The organism is Rhizomonospora bruguierae, from assembly GCF_018397995.1.
GTDB classification, from domain to species: Bacteria; Actinomycetota; Actinomycetes; order Mycobacteriales; family Micromonosporaceae; genus Rhizomonospora; species Rhizomonospora bruguierae.
In genome coordinates this window covers 40,443-64,858 of the sequence record NZ_BBQH01000037.1, presented here as the reverse complement: position 1 = coordinate 64,858, position 24,416 = coordinate 40,443, and the positions used below count along the sequence as shown (strand labels likewise).

Annotated in this window: 22 protein-coding genes; 14 read left to right on the top strand and 8 right to left on the bottom strand. The window is 72.9% G+C overall.

The window, feature by feature from the left end; genetic code table 11:
* Positions 1–73 precede the first annotated feature (73 nt).
* The 3 genes from KJS59_RS19860 (at position 74) to KJS59_RS19850 (ending at position 2,456) form a co-directional block, all read left to right on the top strand.
* Positions 74–1,096: a 5'-3' exonuclease gene (locus KJS59_RS19860; RefSeq protein WP_213454432.1), complete on the top strand. Its 1,023-nt coding sequence runs from the start codon at positions 74–76 to the stop codon at positions 1,094–1,096.
* A gap of 280 nt (positions 1,097–1,376) precedes the next feature.
* Entirely contained in the window at positions 1,377–1,667 is a 291-nt protein-coding gene (locus KJS59_RS19855; RefSeq protein WP_213454431.1) for a DUF2277 domain-containing protein, read from the top strand.
* Positions 1,668–1,709: 42 nt separating this feature from the next.
* The gene (locus tag KJS59_RS19850) at positions 1,710–2,456 is read left to right on the top strand and encodes an ABC transporter permease (RefSeq protein WP_249714493.1); all 747 of its coding nucleotides are present in this window, start codon (positions 1,710–1,712) and stop codon (positions 2,454–2,456) included.
* On the opposite strand, the gene KJS59_RS19845 is transcribed toward KJS59_RS19850, so the two are convergent.
* The 3 genes from KJS59_RS19845 to KJS59_RS19835 are packed head-to-tail and all read right to left on the bottom strand — an operon-like array spanning position 2,361 to position 5,345.
* Positions 2,361–3,110 carry a phosphatase PAP2 family protein gene (locus tag KJS59_RS19845; protein ID WP_213454430.1) on the bottom strand — a complete coding sequence of 250 codons (750 nt, stop codon included), beginning with the start codon at positions 3,108–3,110 and terminating at the stop codon, positions 2,361–2,363. The genes KJS59_RS19850 and KJS59_RS19845 overlap by 96 nt on opposite strands.
* A 47-nt stretch (positions 3,111–3,157) precedes the next feature.
* On the bottom strand, positions 3,158–4,330 hold the full coding sequence (locus KJS59_RS19840; protein ID WP_213454429.1) for a zinc-dependent alcohol dehydrogenase: 1,173 nt from the start codon (positions 4,328–4,330) through the stop codon (positions 3,158–3,160).
* A 28-nt stretch (positions 4,331–4,358) separates the two neighbouring features.
* Complete coding sequence (locus tag KJS59_RS19835; protein ID WP_213454428.1) at positions 4,359–5,345, bottom strand: SRPBCC family protein; 987 nt, start codon at positions 5,343–5,345, stop codon at positions 4,359–4,361.
* Between the two features lie 197 nt (positions 5,346–5,542).
* Between KJS59_RS19835 and ctaD the strand changes: the two genes are divergently transcribed.
* Positions 5,543–7,513 carry an aa3-type cytochrome oxidase subunit I gene (gene ctaD, locus KJS59_RS19830; protein WP_213454427.1) on the top strand — a complete coding sequence of 657 codons (1,971 nt, stop codon included), beginning with the start codon at positions 5,543–5,545 and terminating at the stop codon, positions 7,511–7,513.
* Between the two features lie 9 nt (positions 7,514–7,522).
* Here ctaD and KJS59_RS19825 read toward each other — a convergent pair whose 3' ends face one another.
* A complete protein-coding gene (locus KJS59_RS19825; RefSeq protein ID WP_213454426.1) occupies positions 7,523–8,551 on the bottom strand; it encodes a LacI family DNA-binding transcriptional regulator in 1,029 nt (342 codons plus the stop codon).
* Positions 8,552–8,770: 219 nt separating this feature from the next.
* Here KJS59_RS19825 and KJS59_RS19820 point away from each other — a divergent pair, with 219 nt between their 5' ends.
* From KJS59_RS19820 to KJS59_RS19795, 6 genes are all read left to right on the top strand, one after another.
* Positions 8,771–9,757, top strand: a complete 987-nt coding sequence (locus tag KJS59_RS19820; RefSeq protein ID WP_213454425.1) for an ABC transporter permease — start codon at positions 8,771–8,773, stop codon at positions 9,755–9,757.
* A complete protein-coding gene (locus KJS59_RS19815) occupies positions 9,754–10,629 on the top strand; it encodes a carbohydrate ABC transporter permease (RefSeq protein WP_249714491.1) in 876 nt (291 codons plus the stop codon). Before KJS59_RS19820 ends, KJS59_RS19815 begins: the two co-directional genes overlap by 4 nt.
* Before the next feature lie 75 nt (positions 10,630–10,704).
* Complete coding sequence (locus KJS59_RS19810) at positions 10,705–12,357, top strand: ABC transporter substrate-binding protein (protein WP_213454423.1); 1,653 nt, start codon at positions 10,705–10,707, stop codon at positions 12,355–12,357.
* Between the two features lie 5 nt (positions 12,358–12,362).
* The gene (locus KJS59_RS19805) at positions 12,363–13,889 is read left to right on the top strand and encodes a GH39 family glycosyl hydrolase (RefSeq protein WP_213454422.1); all 1,527 of its coding nucleotides are present in this window, start codon (positions 12,363–12,365) and stop codon (positions 13,887–13,889) included.
* Entirely contained in the window at positions 13,886–14,566 is a 681-nt protein-coding gene (locus KJS59_RS19800; protein WP_213454421.1) for a DUF624 domain-containing protein, read from the top strand. The genes KJS59_RS19805 and KJS59_RS19800 overlap by 4 nt, the downstream gene beginning before the upstream one ends.
* A complete protein-coding gene (locus KJS59_RS19795) occupies positions 14,563–16,590 on the top strand; it encodes a beta-galactosidase (protein WP_213454420.1) in 2,028 nt (675 codons plus the stop codon). Before KJS59_RS19800 ends, KJS59_RS19795 begins: the two co-directional genes overlap by 4 nt.
* On the opposite strand, the gene KJS59_RS19790 is transcribed toward KJS59_RS19795, so the two are convergent.
* Together KJS59_RS19790 and KJS59_RS19785 are read right to left on the bottom strand one after the other, a co-directional pair.
* Positions 16,584–18,686, bottom strand: a complete 2,103-nt coding sequence (locus tag KJS59_RS19790) for an alpha-glucuronidase (RefSeq protein ID WP_213454419.1) — start codon at positions 18,684–18,686, stop codon at positions 16,584–16,586. The genes KJS59_RS19795 and KJS59_RS19790 overlap by 7 nt on opposite strands.
* Before the next feature lie 33 nt (positions 18,687–18,719).
* Positions 18,720–18,947 carry a preprotein translocase YidC gene (locus KJS59_RS19785; RefSeq protein WP_213454418.1) on the bottom strand — a complete coding sequence of 76 codons (228 nt, stop codon included), beginning with the start codon at positions 18,945–18,947 and terminating at the stop codon, positions 18,720–18,722.
* A 369-nt stretch (positions 18,948–19,316) separates the two neighbouring features.
* Here KJS59_RS19785 and KJS59_RS19780 point away from each other — a divergent pair, with 369 nt between their 5' ends.
* Both KJS59_RS19780 and KJS59_RS19775 read left to right on the top strand, forming a co-directional pair.
* Entirely contained in the window at positions 19,317–20,372 is a 1,056-nt protein-coding gene (locus KJS59_RS19780; protein ID WP_249714481.1) for an NADPH:quinone reductase, read from the top strand.
* Positions 20,373–20,459: 87 nt separating this feature from the next.
* On the top strand, positions 20,460–20,666 hold the full coding sequence (locus KJS59_RS19775) for a phosphatidylethanolamine-binding protein (RefSeq protein WP_213454416.1): 207 nt from the start codon (positions 20,460–20,462) through the stop codon (positions 20,664–20,666).
* A 2-nt stretch (positions 20,667–20,668) separates the two neighbouring features.
* Here the strand turns inward: KJS59_RS19775 and KJS59_RS19770 are convergent, their stop codons facing one another.
* Positions 20,669–21,325, bottom strand: a complete 657-nt coding sequence (locus tag KJS59_RS19770; RefSeq protein WP_213454415.1) for a class I SAM-dependent methyltransferase — start codon at positions 21,323–21,325, stop codon at positions 20,669–20,671.
* A gap of 175 nt (positions 21,326–21,500) precedes the next feature.
* Here KJS59_RS19770 and KJS59_RS19765 point away from each other — a divergent pair, with 175 nt between their 5' ends.
* A complete protein-coding gene (locus tag KJS59_RS19765) occupies positions 21,501–22,247 on the top strand; it encodes an SAM-dependent methyltransferase (RefSeq protein ID WP_213454414.1) in 747 nt (248 codons plus the stop codon).
* A gap of 177 nt (positions 22,248–22,424) precedes the next feature.
* Here KJS59_RS19765 and KJS59_RS19760 read toward each other — a convergent pair whose 3' ends face one another.
* Positions 22,425–22,802: a hypothetical protein gene (locus KJS59_RS19760; RefSeq protein WP_213454413.1), complete on the bottom strand. Its 378-nt coding sequence runs from the start codon at positions 22,800–22,802 to the stop codon at positions 22,425–22,427.
* Between the two features lie 690 nt (positions 22,803–23,492).
* Between KJS59_RS19760 and KJS59_RS19755 the strand changes: the two genes are divergently transcribed.
* Positions 23,493–24,374, top strand: coding sequence for an alpha/beta fold hydrolase (locus KJS59_RS19755; RefSeq protein ID WP_249714479.1), 882 nt, complete (start codon positions 23,493–23,495; stop codon positions 24,372–24,374).
* Positions 24,375–24,416: the final 42 nt, after the last annotated feature.

Genomic DNA, 24,416 nt, shown 5'->3' with positions numbered 1-24,416 from the left:
CAAGAGTCCAAGATCGACGGTGCGGGTCGTCGGGGGGCGTGGGTGGGCGGGGCGGCGCTTGTAGTCTGTGGCGGTGCCGGCGTCCCCCGCACCGCTGCTCCTCGCGCTGGACGGCAACAGCCTGCTCCACCGCGCGTACCACGCGGCTGCCACCGGGCGGCTGCTGGACCGGGACGACCGGCCCGTGTGGGCGATCAAGGGACTGGTCGGGTACCTGGCCCGCGCGGCGGCGCGGCTGGGGCCGGACGCGGTGCTGGTCGGCTTCGACTGCCCCGACCACTCGGTGCGCAAGGTGGACTACCCCGCGTACAAGGCGCACCGCCCCACCAAGGCCGCGGACCTCGCCGAGCAGATCGCCGCGGCGCCGGACCTGCTGCGGGCGACCGGCGTCTGCACGGTGCTCCACCGCGCGTACGAGGCGGACGACGTGCTGGCCAGCAGCGCCGCCCGGGCCCGCCGGGACGGCTGGCGCTGCGTGGTCATGACCAGCGACCGGGACGCGTTCGCCCTGATCGACCCCGGTACGTCGGTGCTGCGGGTGCGCAACGGCGGGCTGGACGAGTCCGTCATGGTCACCCCGGCGACCCTCGCGAAGGTGTACGGCGTCGAGCCGCGGCAGTACCCGGACTACGCGGCGCTGCGCGGCGACCCGTCCGACAACCTGCCCGGGGTGCGCGGCTTCGGCTCCCGGCGGGCGGCGGCGCTGCTGGCCGCGTTCGGGACCATCGAGGCGGCGTGGGCCGCGCTGGAGGGCGGCGACGCGGCGGCGGTGCGGGCCGTGGTCGGTGAGGCGACGGCCGGGTTCCTCGCCGCCCCCGCCGCGCGGGAGATCGTTGCGCGCAACCGCCGGCTCATGCGGATGCGCGCCGATCTGCCCCTTCCCGAGCTGGACGCGGCCCGGCTGCCGCTGGACCGGGCGTCGATGCGGCGGGCGCTGGCGGCGCGCGGGATCATCCTCGGGCCGTCGCTCTGGGCGCTCACCGGCGGCTCCCCGCCGCAGGAGCCGCCAGCGGACGATCCGCCCGTGCCGGCACCCCGGTGGTCGCCCCGCGGCCGGCGACGGGAGCCCCTGCCCGGCCAGCTCACCCTGTTCTAGCGCGACGCGGCACGACGCGGTGCGGCCTGCCGGCCGGGCCGTCCCGTGCGGCCGCGCGGTGCGGGCCACCGACGGGCCGCAGGCCAGGCCGCCAGGCGCGGGCCGCCGACGGGCTACCGGCCAGGACCGCCCGATGCGGGCCGCAGGCCAGGGCCGTCCGGTGCGGGCCGCCTACGGGCCGCAGGCCAGGCCGCGCGGTGCGGCCGGCAGCCGGACCGCCGATGCGGTACGGAGCGGGCCGCTGGTGCGATCCGGTCCGCCGATCGGGCATTGTGGGGACATGTGCCGAAGCATCCGCGTCCTTCACAACTTCGAGCCACCGGCCACCGACGAGGAGATCGAGGCCGCGGCGCTGCAATACGTCCGCAAGATCAGCGGGAGCGCGCGGCCGTCCGCCGCCAACCAGGAGGCGTTCGACGAGGCGGTGCGCGCGGTCGCCGCGGCGACCCGCACGCTGCTGGAGTCGCTGGTGACCGCCGCGCCGCCCCGGGACCGGGAGGTCGAGGCCGCGAAGGCGCGGGCGCGGGCCGCCGAGCGGTACGGGCGTCCCGCCACCATGGCCGGAGCGTGATCGGGTCGGGCGCCCGGACCCGTACCGTGCTGAGATGACCACGTGGGAACCGGTGCGGTCACCGTCGGGGCGCCGCTGGGGGTGGCGCTCGGGCTCCTGATCGCCGTCGCGGTCGTGGTGAGCCTGGTCGCCCGCCTCGGCGTGGGCCGGGGCGTGGCCACCGCCGCCGGGCGGGCCGTCGCGCAGTTGGCGCTCGTCTCGCTGCTGATCGCGTCCGTGCTGCGCTGGTGGTGGGCCACCGCGCTGTTCATCGCCGCGATGCTGCTGGTCGCGGCGGGCACGTCGGCCCGGCGGGTGCGCGCCGCGCGGGGCGCCTGGTGGGTCGCGGCGGCGATCGGGGCCGGCTCCGTGCCCACCACCGCGATCGTCCTGGTCACCGGGCCGGTTCCCCGGTCCACCGTGGCGGTGCTGCCGATCGCCGGCATCATCATCGGCGGCGCTATGACGGCCACCTCGCTCGCCGGCCGGCGCGCCCTGGACGAGTTGCGCACCCGGCACGGCGAGTACGAGGCGGCGCTGGCGCTCGGGTTCACCGACCGCGAGGCGGTGCTCGAGGTCTGCCGCCCGACCGTCGCCCAGGCCCTAGTGCCGGCCCTGGACCAGACCCGGACCGTCGGCCTGGTCACGCTGCCCGGCGCGTTCGTCGGCGTCCTGCTCGGCGGCGGCTCCGCCGTCCAGGCGGGCGCGACCCAGCTACTGGTCCTCGTGGCCCTGCTGGCCGCCGAGGCGGTCGCGGTGGCGGTCGTGGTCGAACTCGTCGCCGCCGGGCGCATCACCCACCGCCGCTGACCGGGCGGGGGTGGGCAGCAGGAGCGCCGCGACGGCCGGGACCACGGCCAGCGAGAGCAGCCAGCCGCCCAGCACGTCGGTGGGCCAGTGCACGACGAGCGCGACCCGGCTGACCCCGACCAGGAGCGCCCAGGCGGCGGCGACCGCCACGAGCAGGCGACGCGCCCGGCCGGAACGCGGCAGCCGCCACAGGAGCAGCCCGACGATCAGGGCCGCGCTCGCCGCGGTCGTGGTGTGCCCGGACGGGTACGACCAGCCCTGCGCGGCGGCGAGCCGGTCCACCGGGCGGGGGCGGGCGACGGCGGCCAGGACGAGCAGGCGGCTGCCGGCCGCGGCGAGCGCGGCGACGACGACGAAGGCGGCCCGCCGGTACTGGCGGAGCGCGGCGAGGGCCAGCGTGAGCAGCGCGCCGGCCACGAGAGCGTACGGGCGCGACGCGCTGTCGGTCACCACGATCATCGCGGAGCGCCAGGCCGGCCGGGCGAGCGCCGCCCGGTGCGCGGCCGCGCTCAGCGCCAGGTCGGCCCGGTACAGCGGGGCGAGGCCGGCGACCACGCAGGCGGTCAGCAGGGCGAACGCGGCGGCGGCCCCGCCGGCCAGCAGGAGCAGACCGCGCCGAGGGCTGCCCGGTGCCTGGCCGCGCCGGTCGCCCACGCCGTCACCCTACCGACGCGCCGGCCGGACCCGTGGGCGCCCGCGGGTCAGGGCTTGAGCACCACCTTGACGCACTCGTCCTGCTTCTCGCGGAACAGTTGGAACGCGCGCGGCGCGTCGTCCAGCCGCATGCGGTGCGTGATGACGAAGCTGGGGTCGATCTCGCCCTTGCGGATGCGCTCCAGCAGCGGGCGCATGTACTTCTGCACGTGGCACTGGGCGCTCTTCATCGTCAGTGACCGGTTCATGAACGCGCCCATCGGGAACTTGTCGATGAAGCCGCCGTAGGCGCCGATCGCGGCGACGATGCCGCCGTTGCGGACGTTCATGATCGCTTCGCGCAGCGCGTCCGGCCGGTCGCTCTCGGTCCGGGTGGCCTGCTTGGCCCGGTCGTACCCGTAGATCAGGCCGGACGCGTGGTGCGCCTCCATCCCGACCGCGTCGATGCAGGCGTCCGGGCCCCGGCCGGCCGTCATCTCCCTGAGCGCCTCGGCCACCGGGGTCAGCTCGTAGTTGATGATCTCGGCGCCGGCCTGGTCCTTGGCCTTGCGCAGCCGGTAGTCGAACCGGTCGATCGCGATCACCTTCTTGGCGCCGAGCAGGTACGCGCTGGCGATGGCGAACAGCCCGACCGGGCCGGCGCCCCAGACGGCGATGGTGTCGCCGGGCTTGATGTCGCACAGTTCGGCGCCCATGTAGCCGGTCGGCAGGATGTCGGACAGGAACAGCAGCTGCTCGTCCGGCAGGTCCACCTCGATCTTCAGCGGGCCGACGTCGGCGAACGGCACCCGGGCGTACTCGGCCTGGCCGCCCGCGTACCCGCCGAGCAGGTGCGAGTACCCGAAGATGCCGGCCGGCGAGTACCCCATGATCTTCTCGGCGATGCCGGCGTTGGGGTTGGAGTTCTCGCACACCGAGTACAGGCCGCGCTCGCAGGCCATGCAGGCGCCGCAGGCGATCGGGAACGGCACCACCACCCGGTCGCCGACGCGCAGGTTCCGCACCGCCGGGCCGACCTCGACCACCTCGCCCATGAACTCGTGGCCGAGCACGTCGCCCTTCTTCATGGTCGGGATGTAGCCGTGGTAGAGGTGCAGGTCCGAGCCGCAGATCGCGGTGGACGTGATCCGCACGATCGCGTCCTGCGCGTTGAGTATCCGCGGGTCGGGGACGTCCTGCACGGTCACGTGCTGGCGGCCCTGCCAGGTGTTCGCCCTCATGCCTGCTCCTCTCCGGCCCGCGCCGCGCTCACACGGACACCAGTTCGTCGGCGCGCACCGGGCGGGCCGGCCGCTGCTTCATCTGCTGGCGCATGCTCAGCCCGTCCGGGCTGCCCTCGGAGCGCACCACGTCGCCGGTCTCCATCACCTGCTTGAACCGGCGCAGGTCGTCGCGCAACTGCTGGCGCGGCTCCTCGCCGAACAGCCGGGCGATGGCCACGCCGGCGGCCCGCCCGGGCGCGGTGTAGTCCAGTTCCACCCGGACCTCCGTCCCGCGCCCGCTCGGGCCGGGCAGGAACCGGACCTGGCCCCAGTTCGTGACGTCCGCGTCGGGCAGTGACCGCCAGGTGATGATCCGCTCCGGGGTGTCCTCGACGATCTCGGCGTCCCACTCGACGGTCCGCCGCATCCGGCCGAAGCCGGGCGCCTTGGCCGACCAGTGCGAGCGGCGGTCGCCGGTGACCCGCACGGATTCGAGGTGGTACATGAACCGGGGCCAGTTCTCCAGGTCGCGCCAGAACCGGTACACCTCGGCGGGCGACTTGTTGATCGTGATGGCGCCGACCGCGTGCACGGCCCCGTCCCGCACCGTCCGCTCGCCCTCCCGGTAGGCCCGGATGGCCGTGTACAGGTCGGCCACGGTGATCCCGGCGACCGCGGCGGTCACGGCCGCGGCCCGCACGCGCCGCAGGCCACAGGTGTGTGCCACCGCCCGGCCGAGCAGGGCCAGGTCCATCGCGTCGCCGGCCACCCGGGTCCAGGCCCACCGCCCCGGCCGGCGCACGCCGAGCAGGGCAGCGGCGTGCCCGATCTCCCGCAGCCCCAGCGCCGGAATGATCATGATCGCCCGGACGGACCGGTCGACGCCGGCGAGTTGAGCCACCCGGTAGGGGGCGACCAGCTGCGCCACCCCGAGCCCCAGGCTCGCCAGGCCCAGGCGGCGGGCCAGCCGGTCGGCGCCGCGACCCGGCCCGGCGCTGCGCTCCAGGGCCCCGATCTCTCGAACGGAATTCATGTCTGTACCCCTCCGTGCTCGACCCGGCGACCCGACCCGTTGGCTCGACCCGTTCTGCTCGCACCAGCGCGTTCGCGCTCCGACGCCGGTACCCCCGGGTGGGCGGAAGATGCGGCGTTTAACTCGGCGCCGGGCTGGAACCGGGGGGCTGGACTTCAACCCCTGGAGCCCGTGTCCCGCAGAGAAGGTCACCGCCGATGCAGCGCCGCATCACCACCACCGAGCACGAGCGTCCCGCCGGACCGGTCACCATCACCCGCCCCTGGCCGGTGCGCCCCATCGTGCCCGGCAACCGGGTGGCCGCGCTGCTGCGCAGCACCGACGCCAAGCAGATCGGGCTGCTGTACCTGACGACGTCGTTCGGCTTCTTCCTGCTCGGTGGGATCATGGCGCTGCTGATGCGCGCCGAACTGGCCCACCCGGGGCTCCAGTTCCTCTCGCTGGAGCAGTACAACCAGCTGTTCACCATGCACGGCACGGTGATGATGTTCCTGTTCGCCACGCCGCTGGTGTTCGGCTTCGCCAACTACCTGGTGCCGTTGCAGATCGGCGCCCCGGACGTGTCGTTCCCCCGGCTGAACTCGTTCGCGTACTGGATCTACCTGCTCGGCGGGCTGATCGTGGTCGGCGGCTTCCTGACCCCGCAGGGCGCGGCCGACTTCGGCTGGACGGCGTACCCGCCGCTGGCCCGGGTGGAGCACTCCCCCGGCGTCGGCGCCGACCTGTGGATCGTCGGGCTGGCCCTCACCGGGTTGGGCACGATCCTCGGGTCGGTCAACATCGTCACCACCATCGTGACCCTGCGGGCGCCCGGGATGACCCTGTTCCGGATGCCGTTGTTCACCTGGAACATCCTGGTCACCGCGCTGCTGGTGCTGATGGTGTTCCCGATCCTCACGGCCGCGCTGCTGGCCCTGCTCGCCGACCGGCGGCTGAACAGCCACGTGTACGACGCGGCGAACGGCGGGCCGATCCTGTTCCAGCACCTGTTCTGGTTCTTCGGCCATCCCGAGGTCTACATCGTGGCGTTACCGTTCTTCGGGATCATCACCGAGGTGATCCCGGTGTTCAGCCGCAAGCCGGTGTTCGGGTACAAGGGTTTCGTGTTCGCCACGCTGCTCATCGGCGGGTACTCGATGACGGTGTGGGCGCACCACATGTTCGCCACCGGGCAGGTGCTGCTGCCGTTCTTCTCGGTGGTGACGTTCAGCATCGCGGTGCCGACCGGGGTGAAGTTCTTCAACTGGACCGGCACCATGTGGAAGGGTCAGATCACCTTCGAGACGCCGATGCTGTTCGCCCTCGGGTTCCTGGTGACGTTCCTGCTCGGCGGCCTGTCCGGGGTCCTGCTGGCCAGCCCGCCGATCGACTTCCACGTCACCGACTCGTACTTCGTCGTGGCCCACTTCCACTACGTGCTATTCGGCACGATCGTGTTCGCCGCGTTCGCTGGCGTCTATTTCTGGTTCCCGAAGATGACCGGACGGATGCTCGACGAGAAACTGGGCCGGGCGCACTTCTGGACCATGTTCGTCGGCTTCCACATGACGTTCCTGGTGCAGCACTGGCTGGGCAACCGCGGCATGCCCCGCCGGTACGCCGACTACCTGCCCACCGACGGCTTCACCACGATGCACGCGGTGTCCACCATCGGCTCGTTCATCCTCGGCGCCTCCACGCTGTTCTTCATCTACAACGTGTGGAAGTCGTGGCGGCTCGGCAAGGTGGTGACGGTCAACGACCCGTGGGGCTTCGGCAACTCGCTGGAGTGGGCCACCTCGTCGCCGCCGCCGCTGCGCAACTTCGACCGCATCCCGCGGATCCGGTCCGAGCGGCCCGCCTTCGACGCCAAGTACGGCGTCGAGGTGAGCGACCTCGACCGGGACCTGCCGCAGCGCTCCACCCGCCCGGCGCAGGAGGAGGGGGCGCCGCACATGGGCACGGCGTCGGACCAGCCCAGCGAGGCCGGGGCGGTGGGCGCCCCGGAGGCGGCGGCGCACACGCCCGAGCCGGAATCCGGGGCGCGCCCGGTGCGGGTGCCGGAGCCCGACGAGGCGCGGCGCCCGCAGTACCCGCCGGCCGAGCCGGACCCGCGGCTCAGCCGGGACCGGGATCAGCAGCCGGAGGACGAGCGCTGGCGCACCGGCGGCGACGACGACCGGGAGTGAACCGGGCGGTCAGCCCGGCGGGCCGGTGCTCTCCCGCACCACCAACTCGGTCACCAGGTCGACCCGGCTGGTCGGCAGGGCGGCACCCCGGGCCAGGTCGAGCAGCATCCGGGCGGCCGTGCCGGCCATGTCTCCCAGCGGCTGGTTGACCGTGGTGAGCGCCGGGCCGAGCCAGGCCGCCATCGGCAGGTTGTCGTACCCGATCACGGACAGGTCCTCGGGCACCCGCAGGCCGAGCCGGCGCGCCGCGCGCAGCACCCCCATGGCCTGCATGTCGGAGCCGGCGAAGATGGCCGTGGGTCGGTCCGGCCGGGTCAGCAGCTCGGTGCCGTACGCGTAGCCGGCGTCCACGTAGAACGTGCCGTAGCGCACCAGTTCCCGTTCGACCGGGACGCCGGCCTCGTCGTGGGCGGAGCGGAAGCCGGCGATCCGGGCCCGGCTGCACAGCACGTCCCGCGGGCCGGAGATCACCCCGATCCGCCGGTGGCCCAGTTCCAGCAGGTGGCGGGCGGCGAGCAGGCCACCGTTCCAGTTGTTCGAGCCGACCGTGGGCACCGACGCGTCGGGCGCGCTGTCGGTGTCCACCACGACGAACGCGATGCCCCGGCGCTCCAACTGCCGGCGCTGCGCCTCGGTCAGGTGGCACAGCACCAGCAGCACCCCCAGCGGCCGGCGGGCGAGCACCCCGTCCAGCCAGAGCGAGGGCGGGTGGTGCGCGCCGCCGAGTTGGGACAGTGTCACGCCCACGTTCGCCGCGGCGGCGACGACCTGCACGCCACGGATGATCTCCATGGCCCAGCCGGCGTTCCACTCGTGGAACACCAGGTCGATCTGCTGGGCGGCGGGCGGGCGGCGCCGGGCCCGCCGGCGGTAGCCGTTGCGTTCGAGGCTCTCCTCGACCCGCGCCCGCGTGTCCGCCGCCACGTCCGAGTGTCCATTGAGGACCTTGGACACGGTGGTCACCGAGACGCCGACCTCGCCGGCGATGCTGGCGATCGTCGCGGGGGTGGGTCGGGCCGCGGCAGGAGACCTCGTCATCGAAAGTTCCCAGGGCTGGTCCGGAAGTTTCGGCGTCACCATAGCACCGCGGGACGCGCCGACAAGGGCGAACACACGGGATCCAGGCACCGTGGATCGTCGACGCATTCGCAGGTCTTGACACATGTCGAGCCGGACGCCTAAGTTGCCGCCAGATGTAACAGCGAACTTGCGGAAACTTTCGGGAAACACCGGCACGGTTGCGCGGGAGGCCGGCGGATGAGCACGACCAAAACCCTGGACCCGCCCACCGGCACCAGGGGCAGCGACGGGGCGACGTCCCCGCCGCGCACCCGGGGCCACCGGCGCCCCTGGCGCAAGGCGCTGCGCCGAGATTGGCAGCTCTACTCGCTGGCCGTCCTGCCGCTGCTGTTCTTCCTCGTCTTCCGGTACCTGCCGATGATCGGCAACGTCATCGCGTTCCGCCGGTTCCAGCCCGGCGGCAACCTGTTCGGCGAGTACTGGGTGGGCCTGCGGTACGTCAAGATGTTCCTGACCGACGACACGTTCTGGGACGTCTTCACCAACACGCTGATCCTCGGCGGGCTGACCCTGCTGGTCTGCTTCCCCCTGCCGATCGTGCTCGCGCTGCTGCTCAACGAGGTCCGGTCCCGGCGCTGGAAGCGCTTCGTGCAGTCGGTGTCCTACCTGCCGCACTTCCTGTCCATCGTGGTGGTCGCCGCGATCGTCATGCAGATGCTCGCCCTGGACGGTGTGGTCAACCAGGGCCTGCGCGCGGTCGGCCACGACGCCATCCCGTTCATCCAGGAGGCGGGGTGGTTCCGGACGATCTACGTCTCGTCCGAGGTGTGGCAGACCGTCGGCTGGGGCACGATCCTCTACCTCGCGGCGCTGACCGCCGTCGACGAGAACCTGTACGAGGCGGCCCGGGTGGACGGCGCCGGGCGGTGGCGGCAGACCTGGCATGTCACGCTGCCCGGGATCCGCCCGACGATGATGACGCTGCTGATCCTCAACATCGGCACGTTCATGGCGGTCGGCTTCGAGAAGGTGCTGCTGCTGTACAACCCGCTGACCTACCCGACGGCCGACGTCATCTCCACCTACCTGTTCCGGATGGGCGTGGTCTCCAACAGCTTCAGCTACGCCGCGGCGATCGGCCTGTTCGAGTCGCTGATCGGGCTGACGCTGGTGCTGACCGCGAACACCATCTCCCGCCGCGCGGTAGGGACGAGCCTGTGGTGACCAAGGTGCGCGACACCCGCGGCGTGCGGGTCTTCCGGGTGCTCAACGCGGTCATCCTCACCGCCGTCGTCGTGGTCACGGTGTACCCGTTCCTCAACGTGCTGGCCCGCTCGTTCAGCGACGAACCGTCGATCCGGGCCGGCGAGGTGAACCTGCTGCCGCGCGGGTTCAACCTGCGCACGTACCGCTACGTGACCTCCGACTCGATGTTCTGGACCAACTACCGCAACACCGTGGTGTACACCGTGGTCGCCACGCTCATCGCGATGGCGATGACCATCTGCTACGCGTACGTGCTGTCCAAGAAGCACCTGCGGGGCCGGACCGCGCTGGTCAGCATCGCGGTGGTCACCATGTTCTTCACCGGCGGCCTGATCCCGAACTACGTGCTCATCACCAGCCTGGGCCTGAAGAACAGCATCTGGGCGATCGTGCTGCCCAACGCCATCAACGTGTTCAACCTGCTGGTGATGAAGGCGTTCTTCGAGGCCCTGCCGCTCGAACTGGAGGAGGCCGCGGCGGTCGACGGGCTGAACACCTACGGGATCCTGCTGCGCATCGTGCTGCCGCTGTCCAAGGCGATGATCGCCACGATGGTGCTGTTCTACTCGGTCGCCTTCTGGAACTCGTGGTTCACCGCGTTCCTGTACATGGACCGCTCGGAACTGCTCCCGGTCACCGTCTACCTGCGCAACCTCATCGCCGGCGCCACCGGTGCGACCGCCGCGGGCGGGAGCACGACCGACATCCAGATTTCCGCCAACATCCAGGCGGTGACGATCGTGCTCACCGTCATCCCCATCCTGCTGGTCTACCCGTTCATCCAGCGGTACTTCGTCCGCGGCGTCATGCTCGGCGCGGTGAAGGGGTAGACCGGGAGTCCATCGATCCACCGCAGTACCCACCACAACACCCACCACAAGGTTTCCACCGCTAGGGAGGCACCCATGTTTGAACTCACCCGGCGCCAGGTTCTGGGCGTCGCCGGGGGTGGGTTCCTGCTCGCCCTCGCCGGCTGCAGCGGCGACGACTCGGACTCGGATCAGAAGCTCTCCGACAACCGGGTGGGAGCGATGTCCGACTACAAGGCCGGCGACCAGTTCAAGGCCACCGAGCCGCTCACCTTCACCGTCCTCTACAACAACCACCCGAACTACCCGATCCAGAAGGACTGGCTGTTCTGGTCCGAGCTGGAGAAGCGCACCGGGGTCAAGTTCCAGACCACCGAGGTACCGCTCAGCGACTACAACAGCAAGCGGAGCCTGATCCTCGGCTCCGGCGACGCGCCGTTCATCATCCCGAAGACCTACCGCCCGGACGAGGAACCGTTCGTCGCCTCCGGCACCGTCCTGCCGGTCAGCGACTACCTCGACCTGATGCCGAACTTCCAGGACAAGATCAACAAGTGGAACCTGCAGTCCGACATGGACTCGCTGCGGCAGGCCGACGGTAAGTTCTACCTGCTGCCCGGCCTGCACGAGGACGTCTGGACCGACTACACGCTCGCGGTCCGCACCGACGTCCTGCAGAAGCACAACCTCCAGGTGCCGACCACCTGGGAGGAACTGCGCGACACGCTCAAGGCGCTGAAGGCCGCCTACCCGAACAGCTACCCGTTCTCCGAGCGGTTCAACCAGTCGCCGCCGACCGCGCCCGGTGGCAACCTGCTGAACATCCTCGGCCAGGCGTACGGGGTCAACGGCGGCTGGAACTACCAGAACGCCACGTGGGACTACAACGCCAGCAAGTGGGTCTTCACCGGCGCCGCGGACGGGTACAAGCAGATGATCGAGTACCTGAACACGCTGGTGAAGGAGGGGCTGCTCGACCCGGAAAGCTTCACCCAGTCCGACGACCAGGCCCGGCAGAAGTTCGCCTCCGGCAAGTCGTTCGTGATCAGCGCCAACGCGCAGAGCATCGTCAACGACTACCGCCCGGACCTGGCGAAGGTCCAGGGGGCGACGGTCGCGAAGATCCCGATCCCGATCGGGCCGATGGGTCCGGTGCGCTCCGGGCCGGGCGCGTCCCGGCTGGAGAACGGCGTCATGATCTCCAAGAAGGCGCGGGACAGCAAGAACTTCGTCGCGATGATGCAGTTCGTCGACTGGCTGTGGTACTCCGACGCGGGCGAGGAGTTCGCCCGCTGGGGCGTCGAGGGCGTCACCTACACCAAGGACGGCTCCGGCAAGCGCACCCTGACGCCGGACGTCAACATGCTCGACCTCAACCCCCAGGGCACCAAGCACCTGCAGAAGGACTTCGGCTTCTACAACGGGGTGTTCGCCTACGGCGGCAAGACCGAACTGTTGGAGTCGTTCTTCTCCGACGAGGAGCGGGAGTTCCAGAAGGCGATGAACTCGCGCAAGACGCTGCCGGTGCCGCCGCCGCACCCGTTCACCGAGGAGGAGCGGGAGCAGGCGACGCTGCTGGAGTCGCCGCTGAAGGACTTCGTCACCCAGCAGACGGTGAAGTTCATCCTCGGCCAGCGGCCGCTGGACCAGTGGGACGCTTACGTCAGTGAGCTGAAGGCCAAGAACATGGACCAGTACATGGAACTGATCACGAAGGCGTACGACCGGTTCAAGAAGGACCACGGCTGACGGTCATGCGAATCACCGTTCCCGAGCGGTCCTCGGGGCGACTGGCCGGTGCCTGGCGCGCATGCGTCGGCACCGGCCGGTTCGACCTCGCCCTGCGCCGCGACTACCAGGAATCCCTCGCCCTGGTCCAGCGGGAGATCGGATTCCGGCACATCCGCGGGCACGGCCTGCTCAGCGACGGGGTCGGTGTGCACCGGCCGTACGAGCACGGCGGGCGGCGCGGGGTGCGGCACGCGTTCACGTACCTGGACCAGGTGGTCGACGCGTACCTGGAGCTGGGCATCCGCCCGTTCGTGGAACTGGGCTTCATGCCCTCCGGCCTCGCCTCCGGCGAGCAGACCGTGTTCTGGTGGCGGGGCAACGTCACGCCGCCGGCGGACTGGCGCGAGTGGGCGGACCTGGTCCGGGCCACCATCGGGCACCTCGTGGACCGGTACGGGCTGGCCGAGGTGCGCGGCTGGCCGATCGAGGTGTGGAACGAACCGAACCTCAAGGAGTTCTGGCAGGGCGCGGACCGGGACGCCTACCACCGCCTGTACGAGGTGACCGCCGCCGCGGTCAAGGAGGTGGACGCCGAACTCCAGGTGGGCGGCCCGGCCATCTCCCCCGGCGCGGACGAGTGGCTGGACGCGTTCGCCGAGTTCGTCACCGACCGCTCGGTGCCGGTGGACTTCGTCAGCAAGCACGCCTACACCTCCGGCCCGGCCCAGCACGTGCCGTTCGGTGTGCACCAGACCCTGAAGCCGGCGACCCACCTGCTCGACCAGTTCGCGACGCCCCGGCGGCGGTTGGCCGGAACCGCCCTCGCGGGCCTGCCGGTGCACATCACCGAGTTCAACTCGTCCTACCGGCCGGACAACCCGATCCACGACACCGCCTTCCACGCCGCCTACCTGGCGCCGGTGCTGGCCGCCGGCGGCGACCTCGTCGACTCGTTCTCGTACTGGACGTTCAGCGACATGTTCGAGGAGGTCGGCATCCCCACGGCGCTGTTCCACGGCGGGTTCGGGCTGCTGACCCACCGGCAGGTGAAGAAGCCGACCTACCACCTGTACGCCTTCATGGCCCGGATGGGCGAGGACGTGCTGGCCCGCGGGGAGGACCACCTGGTGACGCGCGACGCGGGCGGCCGGGTCACGGTGCTGGCCTGGGCGCCGGTCGACGTGACCGGTGAGGCGCCGCCGGTGGCGGGCCACCCGCTGCGGCTGAGCCTGCCCGTCGGGCCGGGTGCGTCCGCCTTCGCGCTCCGCTCGTCGGTGAGCGAGGAGGCGGGCAACGCCTGGGCGGCCTGGTGCGAGATGGGCCGGCCGGCCTCGCCGCTCCCCCGCCAGCTGGACGCGCTGCGCGCGGCCGCGGAGCCGGCCCGCACCCACCGCGCGCTGCCCGTCGTGGACGGTCGGGTGGACCTCGACCTCGACCTCGCCCGCCACGAGGTGACCCTGGTCGAGGTGACCCCGGTGGTGGACGAAACCCCGCCGTGGTGGGACGACCGGCGCCTGCTCGGCGGTCACCATCCGCAGGCCGGGCCGTGACCGCCCCCACGGCACGGTTCGGGGTCGGCCCGCTGTCCCGCGCGGCCGCCCTGATCTACACCGTGCTCGTGGTGGAGTGCCTGGTCTTGCTCACCACCGTGCCGTTGCTCGTACCCGTGGTGCTGCTGGACCGGGACGCCAGCAACATCCCGCTCGCCGCGCTCTGCGCGCTGCCGGTCGGGCCGGCCCTGTCGGCGGCGCTGTACGCGCTGCACCACCGCCAGCGGGACCTGACCGACCTGCACCCCACCACCCTGTTCTGGCGCGGCTACCGGATGAACGCGGCCGGCGCGCTGCGGGTCTGGGTGCCGCTGGTGGTGCTGCTGGCCGTCGTCGCGATCAACCTCGCCCACTTCGGCGCCGCGAACGTGCCCGGCTGGTGGGCCCCCATGCTGGTGGTCGTCGCGGTCGCCGGGGCGCTGTGGGGCGCCAACGCGCTGGTCATCACCTCGCTGTTCGCGTTCCGGGCGGTCGACGTGGCGCGGTTGGCGCTGTACTTCCTCGGCCGCACCCCGGTCGCCACGCTGGGTAACGCGGGGGTGCTCGTGGCGGCCGTCGCCGTGACCGCCCTCGCCTCGGAGGCGGTCCTGGCGCTGGTCGGGGCGGTCCTGGTGCTGGTGCTGCTGCGCACCAGCCGTCCGATGATCGACACGGTACGACGGGAATTCACCGCATGACGGACGGTAGCGACGGGGCCGGCAAGGTTCGCTACGGCGGCGACTACAACCCCGAACAGTGGCCCGAGGACGTGTGGGACGCCGACCACCGCCTCTTCGACGCCGCCCGGATCGACACCGTGACGGTCGGCGTCTTCACCTGGGCGCTGACCCAGCCCGCACCGGACGTCTACGACTTCTCCACCCTGGACGCCATCGTGGCGCGCGCCGCCGCCGCGGGCCGCCAGGTGGTCCTGGCCACCGGGACCGCCGCGCTGCCGCCGTGGCTGGCCCGCGCCCACCCGCAGGTCAACCGGACAGACTTCGAGGGGCGGCGGCACCGGTACGGGCAGCGGCACAACGCCTGCCCCAGCTCGCCGGTCTTCCGCCGGCTCTCCGCCGAGCTGGCCCGGCGCGTCGCACGCCGGTTCGCCGGCAACCCGGCGGTCGTCGCGTGGCACGTCGGCAACGAGTACGGCGGCGCCTGCTACTGCGACCAGTGCGCGGCCGGCTTCCGGTCGTGGCTGCGCGACCGGTACGCCACCCTGGACCGGCTCAACGCGGCCTGGTACACGACGTTCTGGTCGCACCGGTTCACCGACTGGGCCGACATCGAGCCGCCCTCGGCGCTGACCGAGCACTGGCGCGGCCCGGACCACACCGCGTTCCCGGGCATCACGCTGGACTACCTGCGCTTCATGTCCGACGCCATGCTCGCCAACTTCCGGGACGAGAAGGCCGCGATCCGCGAGTCCGACCCGGACACGCCCGTGACGACGAACTTCATGGGCATGTACCGGCCGATCGACTACCACCGGTGGGCGCCGCACCTGGACTTCGCCTCCTGGGACAACTACCCGCCCGACGACGACTCCCGGGTCCGGATGGCCCTCGCCCACGACCTCATGCGCGGCCTGAAGGACGGGCAGCCGTTCTGGCTGATGGAGCAGACGCCGAGCACCACCGCCTGCCGGGACACCAACCCGCTCAAGCGCCCCGGGCTGATGCGACTGTGGAGCTGGCAGGCGGTGGCGCACGGCGCCGACGCGGTGCTGTTCTTCCAGATGCGTGCCGCCCGCGGCGCCAGCGAGAAGTACCACGGCGCCGTCATCGGGCACTCCGGCCGGTCGGACACCCGGGTGTTCCGCGAGGTGGCCGGGTTGGGCGCCGAACTGGAGCGGCTGGGCCCCGCCACCCTCGGCGCCCGCACGCCGGCCCGGGTCGCGCTGCTGTTCGACTGGGACAGCTGGTGGGCCCTGGAGATCTCCGACGGGCCGTCCCGGCTGGTCCGCTACCAGCCGACCGTGCTCGCCTACTACCGCGCCCTGTGGGCCGCCGGCGTGGACGTGGACGTGCTGCCGGTGACCGCCGACCTGTCCCGGTACGACGTGGTGGTCGCCCCCGTGCTGCACATGCTCAAGGGCGACCTGGCCCGACGCCTGGAGGCGGTGGCCGAGCGCGGCGGGTCGGTGGTCACCACGTTCCTGTCCGGCCGGGTGGACGAGGACGACAACGCCTTCCTGATGGACGTGCCGGGGCCGCTCGGCGCGCTGATGGGCGTGCGGGTCGACGAGTGGGACGCCCGGGGCCGGGAGTTCGTCAACCCGGTGCGCCTGGGTCCCCGGGACTTCCCGGCCCGGCTGATCTTCGAGCTGGTCATCCCCCAGGGCGCCGAGGTCGTCGGCACCTACCGGGCGGATTTCTACGCCGGTACCCCGGCCGTCACCCGCAACGCGTTCGGCGCCGGCCACGGCTGGTACGTGGCCGCGGGGCTGGAGCAACCGGGCGTCTCGTGGGTGATGGACCAGGTTCTGGACCGGCACGGGCTGCGCGGACCCTACCCGGACGTGCCGGACCTGGAGACGACCGCACGCGTGACGCCGGACGGCAGCCGGCTGCTGTTCCTGCTGAACCACGGGCCCGCCCCGGTCGAGGTGCCCGCCCGAACCGGCGGCGTCGACCTACTCACGGGCGCGCGCGTCGAGGCCGGGCAGCCGCTCACCCTCGACACGCACGGCGTGGTGGTGCTGCGCGAGGATCAGTAGATGCGCCGCCCCCGCGCGTCCGGCACGCCGGACGCGCGGAAGAAGTAGGCGTTGATCTGGTCCCGCCACTCCTCGGCGGAGCGCACCTGCTCGTCCAGCAGGTCGGCGACCCGGGCGTGGTAGGCGGGCGGGATGTCGTCCTTCAGCGCCCGCCACCGCTGGAGCATCTCGGCGGCCCGTTCGGCGCCCGCGAAGTGCGTGTCGTAGATGTGCTGGATGACCGTCGAGCCGCCGCGCAGCAGGTGCCCGTACGGCACGTGGTGGAAGAACAGCAGCACCTCGTCCGGGCACTCGTCCAGCGACTCATACCGCTCGGACCAGGGCTCCGGGTACTGACCGGTGAAGCCGGTACCGGTGGCGCGGGTGCGGTCGACGCCCACGCCGTCCCGGTCCGCGAAGTGGTACGTACCCCACGGCGTGTACTCGTACCCGTCCACGTCGGGGCCGTAGTGGTCCGCCGGGCGCACCATGAAACCCACGCCCAGCGGGGCGGTGTACCGCTCGTAGGTGCGCCACGAGTCGTCCATGACGTCGTGGATCCCCCGCCGGGCGCCGGTCTCCGCCCCGAACGTCAGGTCGATCCACTCGTCGAGGATGGCCGACGGCTCCAGGCCCGGATCCCACGCCAGCCGGCCGAACGCGTAGAGGTTGGCCTGCGCCAGCGGGTGACCGGTCCAGAACGCGTCATCACCCACATTGGACACCGCGACCAGGCCGTCCGCGGTGCCCGCGACCGTGCCCCGCGCCCACCCCCAACGCAGCACCTCACTCCACATCGGAGCGAGGTAGCACACGTGCCGCTGCTGGCCCGTGTACTCCTGGGTCACCTGGAACTCCGCGGACACCCGGGTCCGGGGCATCGCCGCGATGACCGGGGAGACCGGCTCGCGGGTCTGGAAGTCCATCGGCCCGTGCTTCACCTGGAGGATCGCGTTCGCCCGGAACGCGCCGTCCAGCGGGGTGAAGTGGTCGTGCGCGGCGCGGGCCCGATCGGTCGAGCGGTCCCGCCAGTCCTGCCGGTGGTTATAGACGAAGGCGCGCCAGTGCACCACGCCGCCGAACGGCGCCAGCGCGTCCGCGAGCGCGTTCGCACCCTCGGCGTGAGTGCGCCCGTACCCGAACGGCCCCGGCTGGCCCTCCGAATCCGCCTTCACCACGTAGCCGCCGAAGTCCGGGATCGCCTCGTACACACGCCGGGTGATCCCGGCCCACCAGGCGCGCACCGCCTCGTCGAGCGGGTCGGCGGTGGGCAGGCCACCGACCACGACCGGGGCCGCGAAACTCACGGACAGGTGCACCCGCACCCCGTACGGGCGCAACGCGTCCGCGAGCCAGACCACCTCCCCGAGCCGGTCCGTCAGCAGGCGCGCCTCGGTACGGTGCACGTTCACGTTGTTGACCGAGATCGCGTTGATTCCGCACGCGGCCAGCAGCCGCCCGTACGCCCGGACCCGCTCGGCGTCGCGCCGCGCCGCGCCGTCCCGCCAGAACAGGGACCCGCCCGCGTACCCGCGCTCGACCTGCCCCATCGCGGGGTGCACGTCGACGTTGTCCCAGTGGTCGAGCATCCGGCGCCGCTTCGCCGGCGCGTGCCGCTCGACGGGCCGGTCGCCCGCGAACGCCGACTCCCCCAGCCGGACCACGTGGAACAGCCCGTAGAGCAGCCCCGTCGGCTCCCCGGCCAGCACGGTGGTCACCCCGTCGCGCCGCTCCAGCGAGTACCCCTCCTCGGGCAGCGACGCGCCGTTCGCCAGCGTCAGAACGAGATCCGCACCGGCGCCGTCGCGCCGGCCGCCCGCGGCGCCGTCGGGTGCGCTGCGCGGGGCGCTGTCCAGGGCGCCATCGGAGGCGCCGTGCGGGGCGCTGTCAGAGGCGCCGGCGGCGGCATCGTGCGGGGCGCTGTCGAGGGCGTCGTCGCGGAGGGTGCCGCCGAAGCGGGCGCAGGCCCGCGCGACCTCATCCCGCACGGTCTCCAGCACGGGGTCGCCGGCCGGCGGGCGGGCGGCGCGGAGGATGACGCGGCGGGAGCCGAGCGCGCGGAACGCCTCCGGCGGTAGCCAGGCGGGATCGATGCCGGGGAGATCTTCTGACCGCACCCCGCCACCGTACCCGGCCGCGCGGCCGGGAGGTCAGTCGGCGGCGTCCGGATGCCCGGGCATCGTCGAGCCGCCGCCGCTGCCGCCGTGGGTGCCGCCGGCCACCCCGGCGCCGTCGTCCTCGGTGACGATGTCGGCCTCCGGCAGGTCGCGCGGGCGCCGGGCCGGGTCCATGTCGGTCTGCGTCATCGCCGGGTCGATGTCCTCCTCGGCCCGGTCCGGCTCGACGGGCTGCTCCCCGGTGCGTGCGTCGCGCCTCACGATCCGCCCCCTCCCATGTCGGGCGATACTTTGCCGAACGGCTCGCCGGTAAACCCTCGGCCTTCCGGCCCGGGGATGCCGGGAACCGTGCGGCTGGGCCAGAACGGTGCGCGTACGGCGGGCAACCCCACCCGGGAAAGCCACGGCGAAGCGCTCGCGAGCAGGCCGGCCCGAGCGGCATGGCGTTTGGTCGACGCGCTCCGCTCCGCTTCCGCATAGGAAACACCTGCCACCACCGCCGCGTAGCCGTCGCCGCGTCCATTGCGGATGATGCGCGTCCAGGGTTCAAACGCCGCCGCCCGGGTAACCGCGCCGCGTCGACCTGCGCCGTGCGGAGCGGGCGTGCGACGGGTAGTCGACGGAGAGGCGGTGAGTGCGGTGCGTGAGCACCCCGAGGGGACGGCGCGGGCGGTCGTGTACACCGAGACCGGCGGTCCGGACGTGCTCCAGGTGATCGAGCGGCCGGTGCGCCGGCCCGGGCCGGGCGAGGTGCGGGTCCGGATGCACCGGGCCGGGGTCAACCCGACGGACTGGAAGTTCCGGCACGGCGATGGCGGCCGGAGCCCGGTCGAGCCGCCCCGGGTACCCGGCCAGGACGGCGCGGGCGTCGTCGAGGCGATCGGCACCGGGGTCGAGCCGGCGCTGAACGGGTTGCGGGTGTGGGTGTGGGAGGCGGCCTACCAGCGCCCGGACGGCACGGCCCAGGAGCACGCGGTGGTGCCCGCGCGTCGCGTGGTGACGCTGCCGGACACCGCCTCGTTCGACCTCGGCGCCGCGCTCGGGGTGCCGTTCATCACCGCGCACCGCTGCCTGACGGTCACCGAGGAGGGGCCGCGCCGGCTCGGGCCGGGGACGCTGGACCGGCGCACGGTGCTGGTCCAGGGCGGCGCGGGCGCGGTCGGCAACGCCGCCGTCCAACTCGCCCGGTGGTCCGACGCCCGGATCATCGCGACCGTCAGCGGCCCCGAGAAGGCGCAGTTGGCCGCGGCAGCCGGCGCGGACCACGTCATCGACTACAAGCGGCAGGACGTGGTCGCGGAGATCCACAAGATCACCCCGCGCGGCGTGGACACGATCGTGGAGGTCTCGCCGGCCGCCAACGCCACGATCGACGCCGCCGTGCTGGCGCCGTACGGTTCGGTGGCCGTCTACGCCAACGACGGCGGCGACGAGTTCACGCTGCCGGTCCGGGCGCTGATGGCGGCCAACGCCCGCTGGCAGTTCGTGCTGCTGTACACCGCGCCGCCGGAGGCCAAGAACCTCGCGGTCGAGGACATCATGGCCGCCATCTACGACGGCGCCCTGCGGGTCGGTGCGGACGCGGGCCTGCCCCTGCACCACTACCCGCTGGACGGGACCCGGGAGGCGCACGCCGCCGTGCAGGACGGCGCGGTCGGCAAGGTGCTCATCGACATCGCGCCCTGATCCCCGGCGCGGGCCACGTTCGGTCACCGCCGCGCGGGGTAGTCGACCATGAACCCTCGACCGCCAGTGGAAGGGGACACGACGGCCATGACGGGACGACCGGGGAGCAAGAGCTACGACAACCAGCGCCGCCGCCTGCGCAGCCTCCTGGAGGACGACGGGAAGGCCCGGGACAAGGAGGCCGACGAGCGGGCCAACGAGATCCTCCAGCACGACCGGGGACGCACCGGCGTGCTGCGCGGGGACCGCGGGCGCGGGCCGAAGGCCGAGCGGATGCCGGGCGAGGACCGGTAGCCCTAGCGGCGGCGCATCAGCAGGTAGGCGCGCTCGCTCGCGTGCTCCGCGTCCGGCCCGGCGCCGACGTTGGGCGCGCGGTCGAGCCGGGCCGCCCGCTGGAAACCCGCCCCGGCCATCGCCGCCGCCTCGCCGTCCGGGTCGAGGAACCGGAACGTGAGGGACACCTCGTGCCCCCACCACTCGGAGAGGACGCGCTCGCCGCCCGGTCCGGTACCGGCGTCGCGGGTGTGGAAGGCGACCAGCGCGTACCCGCCGGGACGCAGCACCCGGGCGAACTCGCGGTAGGCGGCCGCCCGCGCGGTGGCGTCGAGGTGGATGACCGCGTAGAGGCAGAGGAGCCCGACGAGGGCGCCCGACCGGACCGGCAGCGCCGTCATGTCCGCGGCGGCGTACGGCAGTCTGGTCGTACGGTGGCCCACCGCGCACATGCCCGGCGAGAGATCCATGCCGGCCACCGCCGACCCGCGCCCACCCAGCCAGGCGGTCAGGTGCCCGGGACCGCACCCCACGTCCAGTACCGGGCCGCCGGCGGTCAGTTCCGCGAACGCGGCGAGCAGGCCCCGGTCCAGGGGCTTGCCCGCCAGTTCGTCCCCGATCTCGGCCGCGTACCGGTCGGCCACCGCGTCGTACCCGGAGCGGGTCTGTGCGAGATCCACTCGCGGCACCCTAAACGCCCCGGCCGCCCGGCGAAAACCCGGTAATTCCCTTGCCGAGCCGTTCGCGCCGGCCTAGCGTGCGGCGGTACCCAGGCAGCTTCGAAGGTGGTGGCTTTGTGGCCGTGATGGACGTACCCCGCCGTCGTCCCGCCATCTCCCGTAAGGACCCCCTGCCTTGGACCTGCCACAGAAGTTCGTCATCCGCGCGCTGAACCTGCGCATCATCAGCCCGTTGGACGCCACCAAGCTGACCGCGCTCGGCGCCGCGATCGCCCCGCCGGCCGGAGCATCCATCGTGGACCTATGCTGCGGCAAGGGCGAACTGCTCGCCACCTGGGCCCGGGACCACGGCGTCACGGGCACCGGCGTCGACATCAGCACCGCGTTCCTGGCCGCGGCCCGCGCCCGGGCGGCCGACCTGGGCGTCGCCGACCGGGTCCGGTTCGTGCACGCCGACGCGTCCGGCTACGTCGCCGACCGGCCGGCGGACATCGCGTCCTGCCTCGGCGCGACCTGGATCGGCGACGGCGTCGCGGGCACGCTTGCCCTGCTGGAACGCAGCCTGCGCCCCGGCGGCCTGGCCCTGGTCGGCGAGCCGTACTGGCGTGCCGAGCCGCCCCACCAGCGGGCGGTCGAGGCGTGCCACGCCCAATCGCGGGACGACTTCGCGACCCTGCCCGACCTGGTCGCCTCGTTCGGCGCGCTCGGCTGGGACCTGGTCGAGATGATGCTGGCCGACCCCGACACCTGGGACCGGTACACGGCCGCCCAGTGGCTGGCCATCCGCACCTGGCTGGACGCGAATCCGGGGCACGACCTGGCCGGCGAGATGCGCTCGGTGCTGGAACGCGAGCCCCTGGACTACGTACGGTGGTGCCGCGACCTGCTCGGCTGGGGCGTCTTCGCCCTGAAGAAGCGGTAACGCCGCCTCCACCCTCCCCAACGGCCGGGCGCGGCGTTCCCGCCGCGCCCGCCGGGAACCTGACGGCGGGCGGGAACGCGGGCACTGGCGGGGGCGCTACGGCCGTGGGACCACGCGGCCGACGGAATCAGGGCGGCTGGCGGGAGCGCGGCGGCCGGCCGGGGTAACCCGGTGGGCTCAAGCGCCGCCCGGCCAGGTCAACCGTCGGCGGTGGCAGGCCATCAGGTGCCCGGCCAGGACGGCGGTGGAACCCGACCGCACGCACGCGTCCGCGCCCGCCGCCAGCACCCGCTCGACCGCCTCCGCCGGCGCCCCCTCCTCCAGCAGCACCACAACCGGGCAGGCCGCCGGCAGCCGGTCGACCGCGCCGGCCACCGCCGCGGGGTCCGGGCGGACCAGCAGCACCAGCTCGCCAGGGGCGGCGTCGTCCGGACCGGTGCCGGGCCGCACCGCCCATGACGCCGGCAGGCGCTGGCTGAGCCCCGCGGTCCAGCACGCGTCGCCCACGACGCGCACCACCGGACGGGCCAGGGTGACCGTCTGATCAGCGCGCATCGGCTCCCCCTTCGACCGGCGGCCACGCCGGCCCCAGCCCGGTACGCCACGGCACACCCAAGCCCGGTCGCCACGGCGCACCCGAACCCGGCGGATACCCGGTCAGAGCCCTCGTATGCCGCTTGCCTGCCGCGCCGCCAGACCGAGATCGGGGCCCCTCAACAACCCGGCGCTGCGGCGGCGCGCACTACATCGCCGTGTGTCGTGCGACAACGTCGGTAGCCGGTAGGGCCGTTACTGCTCCGCCGAGGCGGCGCGGTGGGCGGGCACCAGTCACGCCGTGACCGCGTGTTGAGTGGGCTCCTACGGCGCGGCGCGGCGGTGGCGCGGGTGCCGCTTCCTATGCGGAAACGCGGAAACAGAGCAAACGCTGCGACTCGCTACTGCCACCTCCGGCCGCCCGCCGAGGCGTGTGTTGCGGGCGGCCTCTCGCGCGGGCGCCCGGCCCGACAGCGGCCCTGGCATCACCGCGGCGGGCCTGTGCCGCGGCCGGCGTCGACCGGGCCGGGGGGCACCGCTACCTGGGCCGCCCGCCGGGGCGGTCGCCGTCTTCTTCGGCGCGACCTTCTTGGTCGGCGCGGCCTTCGCCGTGGGTGCGGCCCACGCGGCGGGACGCCTCGCCGCGACTCGACCGGCCCGAAGCACGCCCGGTACCGCCGCGCGTGGGCGTCCTGCGTTACGGTAGGGCGCGTGACAGAGACGGTGGTACGGGTCAACGGCGTGGAGCTGTGCATCGACACGATCGGCGACCCGGCCGACCCGCCCGTTCTGCTCATCGCCGGCGCCGCCAGCTCCATGGACGCCTGGGATCCCGAGTTCTGCGCCCGCCTCGCCCGCGGCGACCGACCCGGCGACCGGTCTGGGGCCCACTCCGGGGGCCGGTACGTCATCCGGTACGACCACCGCGACACCGGCCGCTCGGTCAGCTACCCGCCCGGCGCGCCCGGCTACAGTGGACCGGACCTGGTCGCCGATGCGGCCGGTGTCATCGAGGCCCGCGCCGGCGGTCGCGCGCACGTGGTCGGCGTCTCCATGGGCGGCGGCATCGCCCAGGTTCTGGCGGTCAAGGAGCCGGAGCGGGTGGCCTCGCTGACCCTGATCGCCACCAGCCCCGGCCCCGGCCCGAACAGTGGCCTGCCACCGGTGACCGACCGGATGCGCGCCGTGTTCGAGAACCCGCCGCCCGAGCCCGACTGGACCGACCCGGAGGCGGTCGTGGAGTACCTCGTGGCGGACGAGCGCCCGTACGCCGGGCCGGGATCGTTCGACGAGGCGCGGGTCCGCGCGGCGGCCCGCCGGACGGTCGAGCGCACCGCGAACCCGCGCTCGCCGGCCAACCACTGGCACGTCGGCGGCGGCGAGGACACCCGCCCCCACCTCGGTGGCGTGAAGGCGCCGACCCTGGTCATCCACGGCACCGCGGACCCGTTGTTCCCGCCCGCGCACGGCCGGGCGCTGGCCGAGGAGATCCCCGGGGCCGAACTGCTCCTGCTGGAGGGCGTCGGCCACCAGGTGCCGCCGCCGTCCACCTGGGAGACGGTCATTCCGGCGATCCTCCGCCACACCCGATAGGGCCGCCCGCTTGACCCTGACACCGTGTCAGGGCCCACGATC

What these genes read in the sequence shown, in the direction of transcription:
- KJS59_RS19760 (WP_213454413.1), bottom strand. Translation starts at nt 22,802, where the DNA reads ATGCGCGCTGATCAGACGGTCACCCTGGCCCGTCCGGTGGTGCGCGTC.
- KJS59_RS19775 (WP_213454416.1), top strand. Translation starts at nt 20,460, where the DNA reads ATGACGGGACGACCGGGGAGCAAGAGCTACGACAACCAGCGCCGCCGC.
- KJS59_RS19805 (WP_213454422.1), top strand. Translation starts at nt 12,363, where the DNA reads ATGCGAATCACCGTTCCCGAGCGGTCCTCGGGGCGACTGGCCGGTGCC.
- KJS59_RS19835 (WP_213454428.1), bottom strand. Translation starts at nt 5,345, where the DNA reads ATGAATTCCGTTCGAGAGATCGGGGCCCTGGAGCGCAGCGCCGGGCCG.
- ctaD (WP_213454427.1), top strand. Translation starts at nt 5,543, where the DNA reads ATGCAGCGCCGCATCACCACCACCGAGCACGAGCGTCCCGCCGGACCG.
- KJS59_RS19855 (WP_213454431.1), top strand. Translation starts at nt 1,377, where the DNA reads ATGTGCCGAAGCATCCGCGTCCTTCACAACTTCGAGCCACCGGCCACC.
- KJS59_RS19840 (WP_213454429.1), bottom strand. Translation starts at nt 4,330, where the DNA reads ATGAGGGCGAACACCTGGCAGGGCCGCCAGCACGTGACCGTGCAGGAC.
- KJS59_RS19820 (WP_213454425.1), top strand. Translation starts at nt 8,771, where the DNA reads ATGAGCACGACCAAAACCCTGGACCCGCCCACCGGCACCAGGGGCAGC.
- KJS59_RS19810 (WP_213454423.1), top strand. Translation starts at nt 10,705, where the DNA reads ATGTTTGAACTCACCCGGCGCCAGGTTCTGGGCGTCGCCGGGGGTGGG.
- KJS59_RS19795 (WP_213454420.1), top strand. Translation starts at nt 14,563, where the DNA reads ATGACGGACGGTAGCGACGGGGCCGGCAAGGTTCGCTACGGCGGCGAC.
- KJS59_RS19825 (WP_213454426.1), bottom strand. Translation starts at nt 8,551, where the DNA reads ATGACGAGGTCTCCTGCCGCGGCCCGACCCACCCCCGCGACGATCGCC.